General features: G+C 64.8%; 14 protein-coding genes and 1 pseudogene. 8 read left to right on the forward strand and 7 right to left on the reverse strand.

The window, feature by feature from the left end; translation table 11 throughout:
- Positions 1 to 14: 14 nt before the first annotated feature.
- The 3 genes from ACM43_RS26560 to ACM43_RS26570 all read right to left on the reverse strand — a co-directional run bounded on the left by ACM43_RS26560 (position 15) and on the right by ACM43_RS26570 (position 3,145).
- Positions 15 to 959 carry an ABC transporter substrate-binding protein gene (locus ACM43_RS26560; RefSeq protein WP_271544085.1) on the reverse strand — a complete coding sequence of 315 codons (945 nt, stop codon included), beginning with the start codon at positions 957 to 959 and terminating at the stop codon, positions 15 to 17.
- A gap of 105 nt (positions 960 to 1,064) precedes the next feature.
- Positions 1,065 to 1,790, reverse strand: coding sequence for a histidine utilization repressor (gene hutC / locus ACM43_RS26565; RefSeq protein WP_036041972.1), 726 nt, complete (start codon positions 1,788 to 1,790; stop codon positions 1,065 to 1,067).
- Positions 1,787 to 3,145, reverse strand: a complete 1,359-nt coding sequence (locus ACM43_RS26570) for a formimidoylglutamate deiminase (RefSeq protein WP_271544088.1) — start codon at positions 3,143 to 3,145, stop codon at positions 1,787 to 1,789. The genes hutC and ACM43_RS26570 overlap by 4 nt, the downstream gene beginning before the upstream one ends.
- Before the next feature lie 87 nt (positions 3,146 to 3,232).
- Between ACM43_RS26570 and hutI the strand changes: the two genes are divergently transcribed.
- The 3 genes from hutI to hutU are packed head-to-tail and all read left to right on the forward strand — an operon-like array spanning position 3,233 to position 7,684.
- On the forward strand, positions 3,233 to 4,447 hold the full coding sequence (hutI, locus tag ACM43_RS26575) for an imidazolonepropionase (protein WP_271544090.1): 1,215 nt from the start codon (positions 3,233 to 3,235) through the stop codon (positions 4,445 to 4,447).
- Complete coding sequence (hutH, locus tag ACM43_RS26580; RefSeq protein ID WP_271544092.1) at positions 4,432 to 6,003, forward strand: histidine ammonia-lyase; 1,572 nt, start codon at positions 4,432 to 4,434, stop codon at positions 6,001 to 6,003. Before hutI ends, hutH begins: the two co-directional genes overlap by 16 nt.
- Positions 6,004 to 6,013: 10 nt before the next feature.
- A complete protein-coding gene (gene hutU / locus ACM43_RS26585; RefSeq protein ID WP_271544094.1) occupies positions 6,014 to 7,684 on the forward strand; it encodes a urocanate hydratase in 1,671 nt (556 codons plus the stop codon).
- Positions 7,685 to 7,691: 7 nt separating this feature from the next.
- Here the strand turns inward: hutU and ACM43_RS26590 are convergent.
- Together ACM43_RS26590 and ACM43_RS26595 are read right to left on the reverse strand one after the other, a co-directional pair.
- Positions 7,692 to 9,701, reverse strand: a pseudogene (locus ACM43_RS26590) (putative bifunctional diguanylate cyclase/phosphodiesterase).
- Positions 9,702 to 9,969: 268 nt separating this feature from the next.
- Complete coding sequence (locus ACM43_RS26595) at positions 9,970 to 11,103, reverse strand: hypothetical protein (RefSeq protein ID WP_271544096.1); 1,134 nt, start codon at positions 11,101 to 11,103, stop codon at positions 9,970 to 9,972.
- Positions 11,104 to 11,560: 457 nt separating this feature from the next.
- Between ACM43_RS26595 and ACM43_RS26600 the strand changes: the two genes are divergently transcribed.
- Positions 11,561 to 12,370, forward strand: a complete 810-nt coding sequence (locus tag ACM43_RS26600; RefSeq protein ID WP_157283964.1) for a substrate-binding domain-containing protein — start codon at positions 11,561 to 11,563, stop codon at positions 12,368 to 12,370.
- Here ACM43_RS26600 and ACM43_RS26605 read toward each other — a convergent pair.
- Positions 12,344 to 13,042 (reverse strand): ABC transporter permease, encoded by a 699-nt coding sequence (locus ACM43_RS26605; protein ID WP_036007971.1) that lies wholly within the window; start codon positions 13,040 to 13,042, stop codon positions 12,344 to 12,346. The genes ACM43_RS26600 and ACM43_RS26605 overlap by 27 nt on opposite strands.
- 315 nt (positions 13,043 to 13,357) lie before the next feature.
- Between ACM43_RS26605 and ACM43_RS26610 the strand changes: the two genes are divergently transcribed.
- The 4 genes from ACM43_RS26610 (at position 13,358) to ACM43_RS26625 (ending at position 17,567) form a co-directional block, all read left to right on the forward strand.
- Positions 13,358 to 14,209: a 3-hydroxybutyryl-CoA dehydrogenase gene (locus ACM43_RS26610; RefSeq protein ID WP_157283960.1), complete on the forward strand. Its 852-nt coding sequence runs from the start codon at positions 13,358 to 13,360 to the stop codon at positions 14,207 to 14,209.
- A gap of 138 nt (positions 14,210 to 14,347) precedes the next feature.
- Positions 14,348 to 14,812, forward strand: coding sequence for a group III truncated hemoglobin (locus ACM43_RS26615; protein ID WP_271544099.1), 465 nt, complete (start codon positions 14,348 to 14,350; stop codon positions 14,810 to 14,812).
- A gap of 245 nt (positions 14,813 to 15,057) precedes the next feature.
- Complete coding sequence (locus tag ACM43_RS26620; RefSeq protein ID WP_128263275.1) at positions 15,058 to 15,711, forward strand: QcrA and Rieske domain-containing protein; 654 nt, start codon at positions 15,058 to 15,060, stop codon at positions 15,709 to 15,711.
- Positions 15,712 to 15,842: 131 nt separating this feature from the next.
- A complete protein-coding gene (locus ACM43_RS26625) occupies positions 15,843 to 17,567 on the forward strand; it encodes a methanol/ethanol family PQQ-dependent dehydrogenase (RefSeq protein ID WP_271544304.1) in 1,725 nt (574 codons plus the stop codon).
- Positions 17,568 to 17,775: 208 nt separating this feature from the next.
- On the opposite strand, the gene ACM43_RS26630 is transcribed toward ACM43_RS26625, so the two are convergent.
- Positions 17,776 to 18,033: a hypothetical protein gene (locus tag ACM43_RS26630; RefSeq protein WP_271544101.1), complete on the reverse strand. Its 258-nt coding sequence runs from the start codon at positions 18,031 to 18,033 to the stop codon at positions 17,776 to 17,778.
- Positions 18,034 to 18,045 lie beyond the last annotated feature (12 nt).

The raw sequence follows: 18,045 nt of genomic DNA on the forward strand, positions 1-18,045 counted from the left end.
AGCTTGGAGAACCGTTACTTGATGAAGCTCGCGTCGTAGAGGTCCTCGACCTTCGGCACGGCCTTGATGATGCCGATCTCGAGCAGGAGCTCGGCGGCCTCCTTATTGAAGGTCAGGAAGTCGCCGGCGAAGAACTTCTGGTTCGCCGCCTTGTCCTGCCAGCGCAGGTATTTCGCCGAGTTGCCGAACTGCTCGGCGGTCTGCTTCACGTCGGCGCCCATGATCTCGTAGGACTTGGCCTGGTCCTTGGCGATCATCTCGAGCGCCTCGAAGTAGCTGTCGGCGAGCGCCTTGGCCGCCTTGGCATTCTCGGTCAGGAACTTCGGCGTGCAGCCGAACGTGTCCATGACCATCGGATAATCCAGCGTGGTGGCGATGATCTTGCCCTTGTCCGGCGCGGCACGCACGGTCGACAGATATGGCTCATAGGTCATCGCTGCATCGTTCTGGCCGGAGACGAAGGCCTGCGCGGCCGCCGCCGGCTCGAGGTTCACGACGGTGACGTCCTTCGTGGTGAGGCCGTTCTTCTTCAGCATCCAGGCCAGCGCGAAATAAGGCGAGGTGCCCGGCGCGGAGGCGGCGACGGTCTTGCCCTTCAGGTCCTTGATCGCGGCGATGTCGTTGCGCACGGCCATGCCGTCGGCGCCGTAGCTCTTGTCGAGCTGGAAGATCTGCTTGGTCGCAACACCGTTGGCGTTCCAGGAGATCCAGGTCTCGACCGTGGTCGCCGCACACTGGATGTCGCCGGAGGCGATGGCGAGATGGCGGTCCTTCTGCGGGATCTTCTTGATGGTGACGTCGAGGCCGTTCTTCTTGAAGATGCCGGCCTCCTTCGCCAGCGTCAGGGGCGCGAAGCCGGTCCATCCGGAAATGCCGATGCCGACCTTGACGTCCTGGGCGAGCGCCGGAGTGGAGGCCGCGAGAGCAATGATTGTCGCAAATACTGTCGAATTACGCATGATTATCGTCCTCTTGCCGATCGATGGTTTGACGTCCTGTTGATCTCTGCCGGCCCATATGGGCGGTTCCGCGAAGCGTTGCACGATTTGTGCCGACATATCCTCTCAGCCTCCCTTGAATCGCGCGACAAGGCGGTGAGAGTCACCGGGATAGAGCAGGCGCACGGCGGTGATCGTGCGTGCGCTGCGCCAGGTATAGCGGTCGATCACGAGACAGGGGGCGCCGACGGCGATCGCGAGCGCTTCCGCCGCGCGGTCGTCCGCAACGATGGCGCTGATCGTGTGCTCGGCCTCGGTCCATGGGACATGGTGAAGCAGCCAGGAGCCGGGCGGCTCGCGCGAGAAATCCGCGGTCGCGGCGTCAGGAACGGACGAGAGATCGATCAGCCTGTCCTCGACCGCGAACGGGACCTTGTCGGCGCTGTGCCGGCAGGTGATCGCGACCACCTTGCCGGCCTTCTTCACGCCGAGCCGGTCGCGGTCGGCCGCCGTCGCCGCGCGCAGCTTGCGGCCGATCAGCTCGTAGCCGTAACTGCGCCCGAGCGCCGTGATCTCGGCGCGAATGTCGGCGATCTTGAGCACCGCCGACTGATGCTGCGGCCGGCGCACGAACGAGCCGGCGCGCCGCCGCCGCTCGATCAGATCGGCCTGCGCCAGCTCAGACAGCGCCTTGTTCACGGTCATGCGCGAGCAGCCGTAGCGCGCGACCAGTTCGTGCTCGAAGGGAATGCGATGGCCGGGCGGCCACTCGCCGGTCAGGATCCGCTGCTCGATGTCGGCGCGGATGCGCTTATAGAGCGTCGGCTTGTCAGCATCGGTGACGAGGCTCATGCGACAAGCCTCCGCATCGATGCGTTGAAGCGTTCGCGTGCGGCCTGGCGCAATCCATGCTGACCGCCCTCGACCACCTTGCGGCCGCTGGCCCAGACGCAATCCACGGCGGCGCCGCCGGCGGCGAAGATCCAGCCGTCGATGATAGCATCCTGCGCGCGTCCCGCCAGCGATGGATGCGCCGTGTCGAGCGTGATGATGTCGGCGCGTGCGCCGGGCACAAGGCCGATGGCCGGTTGTGCCAGCGCTCGCGCGCCGCCGGCGAGCGCCCCGTCGAACAGCGAGCGTCCCGTCGAGCGGCCTGCGCCGCCGGAGAGGACGTTGCGCTGGCGGTGCTTGAGCCGCTGACCGTATTCGAGCTGGCGCAATTCGTCAGCGGCGCCGATCAACACGTTGGAATCGGTACCGACGCCGAAAGAGCCGCGGGCGTCGACGAACTCCCGCGCCGAAAAAGTGCCGTCGCCGAGGCTCGCTTCCGTAATGGGACAGAGGCCCGCCACCGCACCGGTCTTGGCGAACGCCGTCACTTCCTCACTCGTCATGTGGGTCGCGTGAATGAGGCACCAGCGTTGATCGACGGGCGCGTGCTCCAGCAGCCATTGCACCGGACGCCGGCCCGACCAGGCGAGGCAATCCTCGACCTCCTTCACCTGCTCGGCGGCATGAATGTGCACCGGCCCGCCCTTGGCGAGTGGAATGATGGCGGCGAGCTCGTCCGGCGTGACCGCGCGCAAACTGTGCGGCGCGATGCCGATATTGGCGCCAGGCAAGGCGCTGATCGCCTGGCGCGAGGCCGTCATCAATGCGGCGAACTGATCGACCGAGCAGATGAAGCGGCGCTGCCCGGCATGCGGCGCTGCGCCTCCAAACGAGCCATGCGCATAGAAAGTCGGCAACAACGTCAGCGCAATGCCCGAGGCTTCGGCCGCCTGTGCAATCCGCGCGGCCATCTCGGCGGGTTCAGCGTAGGGCGACCCGTCGCGGTCGTGGTGCAGATAGTGGAATTCACCGACGCGGGTAAAACCCTGCTCGAGCATCTCGACATAGAGCAGCGTCGCCACGGCCGCGACGTCGTCGGGCGTCATCGCCAGCGCAAAGCGATACATCGTCTCGCGCCAAGTCCAGAAGGTGTCGGTGGAATCGCCGCGCAATTCGGCAAGGCCCGCCATGCCGCGCTGGAACGCGTGGCTGTGCAGGCTCGCAAGCCCAGGAAGCGCGATGGCGTGGCGCTCGTCGCCGGCGGCCGGCGCCACGCCCGGCGTCACCGCCGCGATCGCGCCGGCGGCGATCACCACCTGCACGTCATTGGCCCAGCCGGAAGGCAGGAGCGCGGAAGCGAAATGCAGTCGGGTCATGATCTACACGCCGGCTGGACAGAACCGTCTTACGATTATATGTCTAGACATATAAGTCAAGCATCCCCAGGGCGAATGGATACCCGCATGGCAGAGCGCTTCGACCGGATCTGGCACAATGCCCGCCTCGCGACGATGCGGGTCGATCGTCCCGATCTTGGCGAGATCGAGCATGGTGTCATCGCCGCACGCGGCGGCCACATCGCCTATGCCGGCGCGCAGGCGGATTTTCCTGTTGATGCGGACGCGGTCGATCGGATCGATTGCGAGGGGCGCTGGATCACGCCGGGACTCGTCGATTGCCACACCCATCTCGTCTATGGCGGCAACCGTGCGCATGAATTCGAGCTGCGTCTGAAAGGGGCGAGCTACGAGGAGATCGCGCGCGCCGGCGGCGGCATCGTCTCGACCGTGGCGGCAACGCGCAAAGCCAGCGAAGCCGAGCTCGTCGCTGGCGCGCTGCCGCGGCTCGACGCGTTGATCGGCGAGGGTGCCACCACGGTGGAGATCAAGTCCGGCTATGGCCTCGACACAGAAACCGAGATGCGACAGCTCGCGGCGGCGCGCAGCCTCGGCCGTGAGCGGCCGGTTACGATCCGCACGACGTTCTTGGGCGCGCATGCGCTGCCGGTCGAGGCGGGTGGCGACAAGGATGGTTACATCGATCTCGTCTGCAAGGAGATGCTGCCGGCGGTCGCAAAAGCGGGCCTCGCCGATGCCGTCGATGCCTTCATGGAGGGCATCGCATTCTCCGCCGAACAGACTGCGCTTGTGTTCGAAACGGCGAGGGGACTTGGACTGCCGGTCAAGCTCCATGCTGACCAGCTCTCGAATCTCGGCGGCGCTGCGCTTGCGGCGAAATTCTCGGCGCTCTCGGCCGATCATCTCGAGCACACCGACGAGGCCGGTGCTGCCGCAATGGCGAGGGCCGGCACGGTGGCGGTGCTGTTGCCCGGCGCGTTCTACTTCATTCGCGAGACGCAGAAGCCCCCGGTCGAGACGTTCCGCAAGCATAACGTTGCCATGGCGCTGGCGACCGACTGCAATCCCGGCAGCTCGCCACTGACCTCGCTGCTGCTCGCGATGAACATGGGCGCGACATTGTTCCGGATGAATGTGGCCGAGTGCCTCGCCGGCGTCACCCGTGAAGGCGCGCGGGCGCTCGGTCTCCTGCATGAGACCGGCACACTGGAAACCGGCAAATGGTGCGACCTCGCGATCTGGGACATCGAGCGGCCCGCCGAGCTGGTCTACCGCATTGGCTTCAATCCGCTGCACAAGCGGGTATGGAGGGGGCAGTGACGAAGCAGGAGACAGTTATCGTCGTCAAGCCGGGAACAGTGAGCCTCGACGATCTCTCACGCGTGCTCGAAGGCGCCCCCGTCGTGCTCGATCCTTCGTTCTGGCCGCGTGTCGATGCGGCTGCGCTGATCGTTGCGCAGGCCGCGCAGGCCGACGTCCCCGTCTACGGCATCAACACCGGCTTCGGGAAGCTCGCGTCGAAGCGCATTCCGCCGGACCAGACCGCGCTGCTCCAGCGCAACCTCATCGTCTCGCATTGCTGCGGGGTCGGCCAGCCGACGCCGGAGCCCATCGTCCGCCTGATGATGGCGCTTAAGATCGTCTCGCTCGGCCGCGGCGCTTCCGGCGTGCGCCGCGCGGTGATCGAGCAGTTGCAGGACATGCTGGCCCGTGGCGTCTATCCGCTGGTGCCGCAGCAGGGCTCGGTCGGCGCCTCCGGCGATCTGGCACCGCTTGCGCATATGACGGCCGTGATGATCGGCCAAGGGCAGGCGATCATCGATGGCAAGATCTTGTCCGGCAGCGAGGCACTCGCCGCCGCCGGCCTCACGCCGCTGACCCTTGGGCCCAAGGAAGGCCTCGCGCTGATCAACGGCACGCAATTCTCGACCGCCTACGCGCTATCGGGCGTGCTGCGTGCATATCGCCTCGCCCGCGCCGCACTCGTGACCGGCGCGCTGTCGGTGGATGCGGCGATGGCGTCAACGGCACCGTTCCGCCCCGAAATCCAGGCGCTGCGTGGCCATGCCGGCCAGATCGCGGCGGCCGCGACGCTGACCGCGCTGCTCGACGGCAGCGACATCCGCCTCTCTCACCTGGAAGGCGACGAGCGTGTGCAGGATCCCTATTGCCTGCGCTGCCAGCCACAGGTTGCCGGTGCCGCGCTCGATCTGATCACGCAGGCGGCGCGCACGCTGATCGTGGAGGCCAATGCCGTCACCGACAACCCGCTGGTGCTGGTCGAGACCGGAGAGATCGTCTCCGGCGGCAATTTCCACGCCGAGCCGGTGGCGTTTGCCGCAGATGCCATCGCGCTCGCGCTGTCGGAAATCGGTGCGATCAGCGAGCGGCGCATCGCGACGCTGGTCGATCCCGCGCTCAATTTCGGACTGCCGCCGTTCCTCACGCCAGATCCCGGCATCAATTCCGGCTTCATGATCGCCGAGGTGACGGCGGCCGCGCTCTATGCCGAGAACAAGCAGCGTGCGCTCGCCTGCTCGATCGATTCGACGCCGACCAGCGCCAATCAGGAAGACCATGTCTCGATGGCCGCGCATGCTGCGCGGCGCCTGTCCGACATGGCCGACAATCTCGCCGCCATCCTCGGCATCGAGCTTCTGGTCGCGGCTCAGGGCATCACGCTGCGCGCGCCGCATGCAACCAGTGCGCCCCTGGTCGCCGTCATTGCCGCTTTGCGCGAGCAGGTGCCCGCACTGGGCGCCGATCGCTACATGGCCGGCGATCTCGCCAAGGCCGCTGCATTGATCGAAGCCGATGCGCTTCCAGCTGCCGCGCTCGCCCAGCTTCCCACCGATCCGTTTCCGAGACTCGTCTGAAGAGGCCCACATGAACCGCCGACTGGACAATGACCGCACCATCCGCGCTCCCCGCGGCAGCGACATCAGCGCCAAGAGCTGGCTCACGGAAGCGCCGCTGCGCATGCTGATGAACAATCTCGATCCTGACGTCGCGGAACGCCCGAGCGAGCTCGTCGTCTATGGCGGCATCGGCCGCGCCGCGCGCGACTGGGAGAGTTTTGACCGGATCGTTGTGGCCTTGCGCAAGCTCGAAGCCGACCAGACGCTGCTGGTGCAGTCCGGCAAGCCGGTCGGCGTGTTCCGCACCCATGCCGATGCACCGCGCGTGCTGATCGCGAATTCCAACATCGTACCGCATTGGGCGACGCTCGATCATTTCAACGAGCTCGATCGCCAGGGCCTGATGATGTACGGACAGATGACGGCGGGCTCCTGGATCTATATCGGCAGCCAGGGCATCGTGCAGGGCACCTATGAAACCTTCGTCGAGGTCGGTCGGCGTCATTACGGCGGCAGCCTCGCCGGTAAATGGATTCTCACGGCCGGCTTGGGAGGCATGGGCGGCGCGCAGCCGCTGGCGGCGACCATGGCCGGCGCTTCGATGCTTGCGGTCGAATGCCAGCCGAGCCGCATCGAGATGCGCCTGCGGACCGGTTATCTCGACCGGCAAGCCGTAACGCTTGATGAAGCGCTCGCGATCATGGCGGACGCCGCGAAGACGAACAAGGCGGTCTCGGTCGGCCTGCTCGGCAACGCCGCGGAGATCTTCCCTGATCTGGTGCGCCGCGGCGTCAAGCCCGACATCGTCACCGACCAGACCAGCGCGCACGATCCGATCAACGGCTACTTGCCGAAGGGCTGGACGCTTGCCGAATGGGAAGCCAAGCGCGCGTCCGATCCGAAGGCCGTGGAGCGCGCCTCGAAGATTTCGATGGTCGAGCATGTCCAGGCCATGCTGGATTTCCACGCCCAGGGCATTCCGACGCTCGACTACGGCAACAACATTCGCCAGATGGCGCAGGATATGGGCCTGAAGAACGCGTTCGATTTCCCCGGCTTCGTGCCCGCCTATATCCGCCCGCTGTTCTGCCGCGGCGTCGGGCCGTTCCGCTGGGCCGCGCTGTCGGGCGATCCCGAGGACATCTTCAAGACCGATGCCAAGGTCAAGGAGCTGATGCCTGACGACAAGCATCTGCACAATTGGCTCGACATGGCAAAGGCGCGCATCAAATTCCAGGGCCTGCCGGCACGCATCTGCTGGGTCGGCCTCGGCGATCGCCATCGCCTCGGCCTTGCCTTCAACGAGATGGTGGCGCGTGGCGAACTGAAAGCGCCGATCGTGATCGGCCGCGATCATCTCGACAGCGGCTCGGTGGCGAGCCCCAACCGCGAGACCGAGGCGATGAAGGACGGATCGGATGCCGTCTCCGACTGGCCGCTGCTCAATGCGCTGCTCAATTGCGCCAGCGGAGCGACCTGGGTGTCGCTGCATCATGGCGGCGGCGTCGGCATCGGCTATTCGCAGCACGCGGGCATGGTGATCGTCGCCGACGGCACGCCCGAGGCTGCGAAGCGGATCGAGCGCGTGCTGTGGAACGATCCCGCCACTGGCGTCATGCGCCACGCCGATGCAGGCTACGACATCGCGATCGAGTGCGCGCGCGACAAGGGGCTCGATCTGCCGAGCCTGGCGGAGTAGACGAGGCTCAGGCCACGACCTTGGTCCCGGTGCCATCGAGGCGCCGGCTCTCCTTCGCAAGATGGTCGCCGATCGCATCGGCCGGCATGGGCTTGGCGAAATAGTAGCCCTGGATGAAGTCGCATCCCAGGCGGCGCAAGGTGTCGAGCTGAGCACGCGTCTCGACGCCCTCGACGACGCAGGCGATCTCCATGTCGTCGCAGAGACCGGTGAGCGATTTGATGATCTTGTGGCTGACGGGATTCTCGTTGATGTCGGAAACGAAGCTGCGGTCGACCTTGATCTTGTCGAGCGGCAAGCGGTGCACGTGGCTCAACGACGAATAGCCGGTGCCGAAATCGTCCAGCGAAATGCCGCAGCCCATTGCCTTCAGCGTTGCGATCGATTGCTGTGCGCGGACGAAGTCGAAGGTGACGGCGGTCTCGGTGATCTCGAAATCGATCCGGCGCGGCGTCAACCCGCTCTTCTCGATGATCGAAATCAGCGGCAGGATGCCCTCCGCCGCACAGACATCGTGGGCTGAGAGATTGAACGACAGGCGGATGTGATCGGGCCATGTCCTGGCGATGGCGAGTGCGCGCACCAGCAGCGCCTGCGTCAGCGGCCGGATCAGCCCGATGCGTTCGGCGGCCGGAATGAAATCGGCCGGAGAGACCAGGCCGAGGCGGGCGTTGCGCCAGCGCGCCAGGACCTCGAAGCCGGCGGTGTGCTCGCTCATGGCATCGACGATCGGCTGCAACACCAGGTCCATCTCGGTGCCGAAATCGGCGGTGCGCAGCAGGTTCTCGATGACTCCGCGACTGCGGATCTCGGCCTCGAGCTCGCTCGAGAAGATCACGGTGCGGCCGCGCAGATGGCGCTTGGCGTGATAAAGTGAATAGTCGGCGCATTCATAGAGTGCTTCCGCGGTCGTTGCCGATTGGGGAAACGAGGCAAAGCCGATCGAGCAGGACAGCCCGGTATGGGCAGTGTCGAGCTGGTAGGGAAGCCTGACCTGGTCGCCAATGCGCTGGCCCAGCCGCAGCAGGTCTGCATCGTCGGGGTCGCCGCAAACGACAAGGCCGAACTCGTCGCCGCCTAATCGGGCGAATTCGACCCGCTGCGGACCAAAGCCCTCGCACACCTCGCGGATGCGGCGGCCGGCCTCGATCAGGACGCGGTCTCCGACCGAATGGCCGTAATTGTCGTTGATCGGCTTGAAACCGTCGAGATCGATGATGCCGACCGCGATCCGAACGTTCCTGCGTTCGGCATCGGTGAAGGCGCTCGACAGCTCGGCGAAGAAGCGGCGGCGGTTCGGCAGCTCGGTGAGTGAATCGAGATTGGCAAGGCGGAAGTTCTCGTCAGAGAGCGCCTGCGTTGCCGCCTGTTGCGCGAGCAGCGACTTGCGGCTGGCGACGAGATCGGCGAAGTCGCGATAGTAGATGAACAGCACCGTCACCATCGCGGCGGAAACCAGGAGGTTGTTGACCGCGATCGCCTTCAGCGTCGGCTCGCCCGTGGCGAAGAAGAACAGCACATAAGGCACGTCGACGATCAGCGTCACGATCAGCGCCGCCGAGCGCAGATGCATCAGCGAGAAGATGCAGCCGATCACGGTGACGGCCATGTAGAACGCGACCTGGCTCTTGGCGAAGGGATCGCCATAGGGGTAGAGCGCGAACGACCAGGCGGTGAAGCCGGCACCTATCGGCAGGGTCAGCCAGTTGGTGGCGCGCAGATTGCGCAGGATGTCGGCATCGCTGCGCACCAGCCGGCGCTGGCGTAGCCACCAGAAAGTCCGTAAGGCCGCGAGCACCGTCAACACGGCCGGCACGATCATCGTCAGTCAGTCCGGCGCCACGTTCACATAGGTGTAGGCGACCGCAATCGTGTTGCTGATGAGGATGAAGTAGAGCAGCGGGATCTGCTTGGAGAAGGCGTCGAATTGCGCCCGCGTCAAGTCCGGATTGTCGGCAGGAACGCGAAACAATCGCATCGCGGCGGCAAGATGAGATTTCAAACCGGCAATAGGCATTGCAATACGAACCCCAGATCCCCTGAAAAACGTGGGCAATCTTGCACGGCAGGGGTAAAGGGCCGGTTAGATCAATTCTGGCCCGGGCAGGCCAGCACTGGTTGCGCGCTGCCTTACGATTTTCCGATCGCGTGCATTGGTGAGGTCCCGTTAAGGATATCCGGCCGCAGCGTGCGCACGTCTCAGGCACAGATCGCCCGAAATCGCTGCAGCTACCGCCTGCTATCGCCCATGCGCGACATCAGCCTAGCACATGGCCACGGTCGGATCAGGCGAGGACGGCCTGGCGCTCGCGCGCCGGTTCGCGGACGCGCTCGCTCGTCCGCGGCTCGGCAAGCTGCGTGAAGCTCCGATGGCTCGCCTGAACCGGTGCCTCGACGATCACGCCCTCACAGACGATCTGTCCGCCGAGCATCCTGAATTCCAGCTTGTCGTAGCGCGGCATTGTCTCGCCGGGTGCCGGGGGCAGCAGCCCGATGCTTCCCTGGATGTTCAGCGCGGCTTCGCCGGTGCCGTGCAGCCGCGGATTCCACATCCTGATTCCGCTCTCCGCCCAGCGCTGCCGGATCAGCGCCGCGCGGTCGGCGGGCTCTGCGGCTCTCGCGCGAACTTTCGGGACGTTGCGGATCTCTGGCGAAGGAGACGCGAGAGCCGGAGCCGGCTCGATGTCGGTGACACCGCTCAAGGAGTTGTTAGTCGCCGCAGCGAGCGGAACATCGTTTGTAGGGACTTGCGGGCTTTCGACAACGAGCGCCGGTTCGCTGTCGGCGCTGGCTTCGGAGGCATCAGTCGTGACGCTATCGGCCTCGGCGCGGAGAAGCTCGACTTCTTCGACGGCGACCGGATCGACGGCGGCGGAAACGTCGGGCGAGGAGGCTGCCTCGATGATGACATCAGGGACATCAGTCAAGGCGGTCGCGACCTCCGCCGACGAAATCACAACCTCTTCTACGACGGCGGAGTCGACCTCTGCAGGAATCTCAGCAGGCGATGCATCATCGTCAACGATGGCGAGATCAGAGGCTGCAACTGGCTCGCTCTCCGCACCGGCCGATGCAGCCAGCACCTCCTCGGAGGCTCGCGGCGTCGCGGGCGCCTCGATTTCCGGCACCGTCGCCGGAGAGGAGTCCCCGCTGATACGGATTTCGTCGGACGGATTCTCAGCGACGACAGACACAGCCGCATTGTTCTCCGCGACCAGAGCCTTGGTGGCGGGGGCAGCGTCGTCGCGCACCGGGGCGGTGCTGATCTCGGCGCTTGGAGCTTGAGCCGGGACCTCGACGTCTTCGATGATGGCGGGCGAAGCGTCCGTGGCGGTCGGCGCGACCTCAATGTTGCCGCTGTGCGGCACAGGCCGGAGTCGGGAAAACGCCCAGTTCACCGCAGGGATGCGGCGCAGCAACGATATCAGTCTCGAAAGCACTGGGAGTTGTCCAAGAGGTGCTCGGCGTGAGGCAATCGCTGATTCGTCAGCAATGTGAAAACCTGCCCCGGCCGTCACATCCGTGTCAATGTAGGGTGGACCAATTGCAGAACATCCGCGCATCCAGCGCGCATCCGCCCGAGTTACGCAACCCGCACAGCAGCCGATGATGCAATAATACCCCTGTTTTGCCCGACGCCGCAAGCGCGTCTTCGGTAATACCGAAAATACTCAAGCCTTTCAACCCCATCGCTACTGTGCATGGGGTTGTTTTTCACTTCTTGTTTTGCAGGCGTGCCTAGCGCGCGCCGGCGCGCTTTTTTTGCCAGACGAGGTGCACCGCGCGCATCAACTCTCGTTGCAATCCAAGCTTGGGGTTCCCGTCGTCGCTGCGAGCCGCTATTCAGAACCGTCATTGTCTGGCCGAGGACGTCGCATGAGGAAGCTTGTTGCCATCGGAGCGGTCCTGCTCTGGTCCACAATCGCATCCGCACAGGATCGCACCATCACCGTAGCTTCAACCACCTCGACGGAACAGTCGGGGCTGTTCGGTCATCTGCTGCCGCTGTTCGCGAAGGCCGAAGGCATCAGCGTGAAGGTCGTCGCCGTCGGCACCGGCCAGGCGCTGGACATCGGGCGGCGCGGCGACGCCGACGTGGTGTTCGTCCATGACAGGCCTGCCGAGGACAGGTTCATGTCCGAAGGGCAGGGCGTGAAGCGCTTCGACGTCATGTACAACGACTTCGTCATCATCGGCCCCAAGAGCGATCCGGCGCAGATCTCAGGCAGCAAGGACGCGGCCGAGGCGCTGCGCAAGATCGCGACGGCGAAGGCGCCGTTCATCTCGCGCGGCGACAAGTCCGGCACGCATGCGGCCGAGCTGAGACTGTGGAAGGAGGCTGGCGTCGACCTCAGTGCCGGCAAGGACATTTGGTACCGGGAGATCGGCCAGGGCATGGGTCCGGCGCTGAACATGGCCTCGTCGTCGAATGCCTACCTCCTGTCGGACCGCGGCACCTGGCTGTCGTTCAAGAACCGTGGCGAACTCGCCATCCTGACCGAGGGTGACAAGCGGCTCTTCAACCAGTACGGCGTCATGCTAGTCAATCCTGCAAAGCATCCGAACGTGAAGGCAAAGGAGGGACAGGCCTTCGTCGACTGGCTGGTTTCGCCGCAAGGGCAGCAAGCGATCGCCGGGTACAAGGTTGGCGGCGAGCAGCTATTTTTCCCCAACGCGCCCAACTAGGACGAAGGCGACGGTCGACACCGCGACGCTGAGAGCGAGCAGGATCAGCCCGAGCCCGAGCGCCAGCGGCAGCTCGCCTTTGCTGGTTTCCAGCGCGATCGCCGTCGTCATCGTGCGGGTGAAGCCGCGGATGTTGCCACCGACGATGATGATGGCACCGACTTCCGCAATGGCGCGCCCGAACGCGGCGAGAAAGGCCGTCAGCAACGAGGTCCGGCCGAGCGCGAATAGCAGGGCCATGCTGCGCAGGGCCGACAGCCCGTCGATCCGCGCCAGGTCGCCATACTCCGCCCACAACAGGCTTGCCGGCCGGTGCACCAGCGCCACCACGATCGGCGTCGCCAGCAGCGTCTGCGCGATCACCATGGCGGCCGGCGTGAACAACAAGCCCGCCGCCCCGAACGGGCCGGACCGCGACAGCAAGAGATAGAGCGCGAGCCCGACCACGACCGGCGGAAGCCCGAGCAGGGCATTGGTCAGAATGATGATGATTTGGCGTCCCCGGAAGCGGGTGATCGCAAGCAGGGCTCCAAAGGGGGCGCCGATCAGGAGCGCCAGGATGCTGGCGGTCAGGCTGACCCGCAACGACAGGGCGACGATGCCCAATAGCTCGGTGTCGGCGTCGCCGATCAGCGCAAAGGCGGCACCGATGGATCGTGCGAAATCGTTCATCCGGTCTCGGGCAAGCCCCTGTTCCGCGGTAGCCCCGCGCCGCCTTCTCGCTGCTGCCGCTGCCATAATCAAGGGGCCAGGGGGTGGGCAGCCCCGCCGGAGCCGTTGGAGAAGGGCTCAGGATGATTGGTAAACGCGGCCAGGGACCCACAATCGAGGCACCTGGCGGCCCCGCGGGCGGCTTTCTTCCGGCCTCGGATGCGCTAAGGAACAGGATCGGGTCGCGCCGGCCCAATGGCGGTGCTAGACCCTAATGCAGGAACAATGGAGCCGGGCTGCGACTGGCGCGCCCGCAAGGATGAAGGATGTGACGCAATGATCCAGACCGTTGGCATCATCGGGGCAGGGACCATGGGGAACGGCATCGCGCAGGTCTGCGCGGCCGCCGGCCTCTCGGTCGTAATGGTCGATATTTCCGATGCGGCGGTGAACCGCGGCCTTTCGACCGTCGGCGGAAGCCTCGAGCGGCTGGTCAAAAAAGAGAAGATGTCGGCGGCCGACCGCGAGGCGACGCTCAAGCGCATCACCGGCACCACGGACCGGGCGAAGCTGTCGGATTGCGACCTCGTCATCGAGGCCGCGACCGAGAACGAGGAGCTCAAGGTCAAGATCCTGAAGGATCTCTGCGCCACCCTGTCGCCGCGCACGCTGGTCGCGACCAACACCTCCTCGATCTCGATCACCAAGCTCGCCGCCGCGACCGACCGTCCCGACCGCTTCATCGGCATGCACTTCTTCAACCCGGTGCCGGTGATGGCGCTGCTCGAACTCATCCGCGGCCTGCAGACCTCGGACGACACCCATGCCAAGGCGCTGGATTTCGCCAAGCGCGTCGGCAAAGTGGCGATCACCGCCAAGAACAGCCCGGGCTTCGCCGTCAACCGCATCCTCTGTCCGATGATCAACGAGGCGATCTTCGCGCTCCAGGAGGGCATCGCGACGGCGGAAGAGATCGACGCGGGCATGAAGCTCGGCTGCAACCATCCGATCGGGCCGCTCGCACTTGCCGATCTCGTCGGGCTCGACACCATGCTTTCGGTGATGGAGGTCTTTTACAAGGGCTTCAACGATCCTAAATATCGGCCAGCGCCGCTGCTGAAAGAGATGGTCGATGCTGGCCATCTCGGCCGCAAGACCGGGCAGGGCTTCTACACTTATACCGCCTGATGAAGGCATTGGCGGCGGGCGCCTTGGCGTCCGCCGCCAGATCCCGCAATTTGCGCTGCGACAAAGACGCCGCGTGCGACAGGCCCGACAATGTCGAACGGGCGGCCTGCGGGGATAACGGAACGGATAGCAAAGGACATGTCGGATCGACTGAAGGCCGAGCGGGAAGCTGCGGCCGCGCGCCGGAGCCTCTTGACCCAGGATGCGATCGAGCGAACCGGGATCACCGAGGAGATGATTGGAGAACTCGTCCCCCGCTTCTACGGACGCGTGCGCGAGGACGCGCTGTTGGGGCCCGTCTTCGGCGTCGTGCAGAATTGGGACGAGCATCTCGCCAAGCTCAGGGATTTCTGGTCGTCGGTCGTGCTGATGAGCGGCCGCTATCATGGCTCGCCGATGCGGGCACACCTGCCGCTTAGCCTGGCCGGCGGCCATTTCGATCGCTGGCTCGATCTGTTCGAGCAGACCGCGCGCGAGGTCTGCCCGCCGGCGGCAGCTGCGCTGTTCATCGACAAGGCGCGTCGCATCGCCGACAGCTTTGAGATGGCGTCGGCAACACTTGCGGGCCGCATCGCTTCGCCACGTCACGTGCTCAGGTCGTGAAAGACAGAATGCCTCCTTGAGAAGGCGCAGCTCGCGTCGCGTAATGGCGCGTCGCACCAATTCCTACATCATCGGTCTGATCTGCAAAATCATCATGCCGTTCGCGCAATGCGATGTAGAACTTGCGAAAACGCGCTTGCTCGCTTTCATTCTCGTTCAATCAACGCGAGCAAAGCCATATTGATGCACTGCGGCGCCAAGTCTTCGCCTTGTTTTCGGCAGAGTTCCAGCGCCTGCTAGCGGGCATGGCTCGCGCATCGTTCGATACCCATTCATCCTCTTCCGAAAATGCTACGGAACCCGACGTCGAAGCGGGCACCGAACAGACACGGCGATCCCTGCTGCTCGGTGCGATGGCGACGACGGCGTGTCTCGGCTGTTCAACCAGGACCCGCGCAGCTGAGGATCCGCCCGGCTCGGATGAGCGGCCGCAGAAAGGCGATCTGCTTGTCTTCTCCGAAGGTGACCAGGAGGGAAAGCTCGTCACTGCGGCTGATCTACGGGTCGGTGGACCGCCGATCCATGCCTGGCCGAAGGACCCCACCACATCGGTGGTGCGCAGCGCCTCGCGGCTCAACGAAATCCTGATCATCAAGCTCGATCCCGCCGACCTCGACGAGAAGACCCGCGCGCGCGCCGTCGACGGCATCATCGCCTATTCGGCGATCTGCTCGCATGCGGGCTGTCCCGTCACCGCCTGGGTGAAGAGCGATGTCGGCGACAAGGAGGTGTTCAAGTGCATGTGCCACAACTCCGAATTCGATCCCCGCGCGGGCGCGCAGGTCGTGTTCGGGCCGGCGCCGCGGCGGCTTGCAGCGCTGCCGCTGGCGCTCGCTGACGGTTCGCTCAGCGTCGCCGGCAATTTCATGGGAAAGGTAGGTGGCACACAGCCAGGATGATGGACGGTTGCGGGCCGGGCCCGCCTCACGACTAGCCGCTTCCGCCGAAGGGCAGGAAGACGGGACGAACGACAAGAAATCACAAAAAGAATTCAAGCGGATGAAAAAGGGGAACGTCCATGAAAACTTCCATGATCAGGAAGCAATGGTTACTGTCCGGCTTGGTCGCCTTCACGTGTCTTGCCTCAACCGCCGCCCTATCGGGTCCGATCGAGAGTTATTCTCCGGTCACCGCGCAGCGGCTGGAAAACCCCGAGCCCCACAACTGGATGCTCTACCGGCGCACCTATGACGGGCACGGCTATAGCCCACTCGATCAGATCAACACCTCCAACGTGAAGAACCTCACACCGGTCTGGACCTTTTCCACTGGCGTGGTCGAAGGCCATCAGGCCCCGCCGATCGTCAACAATGGCGTGATGTTCGTGACGACCCCAATGGGCCAGGTGATCGCGCTGAATGCGAAGACCGGCGACGAATACTGGCGCTACAAGCGGCAGCTTCCTGACGATCTGTTCCAGCTGCATCCGACTAACCGCGGCGTCGGTCTGTGGGAGGACAAGCTCTACCTCGCCACCACGGACGACCACGTGGTCGCGCTCGATGCCAAGACCGGCAAGGTGCTGTGGGACACGAAGGTGCAGGACTACAGGAAAGGCCAGTACCTCACCCTGATGCCCTTGATCGTCGACGGTAAGGTCATTGTCGGCGGCTCCGGCGGCGAGTTCGGCGTACGTGGCTATATCGTGGCTTATGATGCCAAGGACGGTAAGGAGCTGTGGCGGACCTACACCATCCCCGGTGAAGGCGAGCCCGGCCACGAAACCTGGCAAGGCGACGACTGGAAGAACGGCGGTGGATCGGCCTGGATGACCGGCAATTACGACAAGGAGACCAGGACGATCTATTGGGGTGTCGGCAATGCCGCGCCATGGCCCGGCGACTCGCATCCCGGCGACAATCTCTATACTGCATCGGTGCTCGCGCTCGATCCCGGCACCGGCAAGATCAAGACCTATTTCCAATACCACCAGAACGATTCCTGGGATTGGGACGAGGTCGACGCGCCGATGCTGATCGATTTGCAGCGCAACGGCCGCACCATCAAGAGCCTGGTCCATCCCGGACGCAATGCGATCTTCTGGGTGCTCGAGCGGACTCCGACCAAGATCAATTACGTCGCCGGATGGCCGTTCGTCTTCACTGACGTCTGGAAGGGCATCGACGAGACCGGCAAGCCGATCGTGGATCCAGCGCACAAGCCGGTGATCGGCAAGCGCGTCGAGTTCTGTCCCTCGCTGTGGGGCGGCAAGGATTGGCCATCGGCGGCCTACAGCCAGAGGACCGGCCTCGTCTACGTGCCTGCCAACGAGAATTTCTGCGGTGGCTTCACCGGCGAGAAGGTGCCACTCAAGCCGGGCGAGCTCTGGCTCGGCACCAAGCCGGAAGACATCGGCCTGAAGACAAAGCCGGGCGCGGATCATTTTGGCGAACTCCAGGCCTGGGATCCCGCAACCGGAAAGAAGGTCTGGCAGCACAACTTCCCCAAGTCGCACCTGTTCGGATCGGTCACCGCGACCGCGGGCGATCTCGTCTTCGTCGGCGGGACCAACGACCGCTATTTCCGCGCCTTCCACGCCAAGACGGGCGAACTGTTGTGGGAGCAGAAGACCAACTCCGGCATCGTCGGCATGCCGGTGTCATATGAGATCGACGGCACGCAGTACATCGCGATCCAGTCGGGCTGGGGCGTCGACGCGCAGCGCATCCAGGATGCACTCGTGACCAACAATATCGGCATTGAAGCCAACGTGCCGCAGGGCGGCGTCGTCTGGGTCTTCGCGCTGAAGAAATAGCTCCGCGGGCGGATCGAAAGAAGCGGAGCAGCGGGGGGTGGCGAATGCGGCGGATGGCAACATCCGCCGCATTTGTTTGCGATGAGCGCCGAGCGCGCCATGCACTCGTCGTCATGCCCGGGCTTGTCCCGGGCATCCACGTCTTCGTGCCGCGGTAAGCCGTGGATGGCAGGGACAGGCCCGGCCATGACGGCATGTGGTGCGAGGACTACTTTCCCTCGCGCTCGACCTTGTCCTTCTCCTTCTGATTCATCTCGCGAATCTTCGGATCCGGATTGTGCTGCCCGGTGGTCTGGGTGGTGGAGGCGGGCGGGGCGTTGGCGTTCGGCAGCGAAGTCTGGTCGGGCCCGCTGGGGCGCGTCGCGGTGGCCGGCGGCGTCGTGTTGCTCTGGGCGAATGCGCCCGCGGCGGTCAAAAGAAAGGCGCCCGACAGCGAGACTGCGAGCGCCCTTGAGATGTTGGTCATCGATCTGCTCCT

The organism is Bradyrhizobium sp. CCBAU 45321 (genome assembly GCF_028128975.1).
Taxonomy (GTDB): domain Bacteria; phylum Pseudomonadota; class Alphaproteobacteria; order Rhizobiales; family Xanthobacteraceae; genus Bradyrhizobium; species Bradyrhizobium yuanmingense.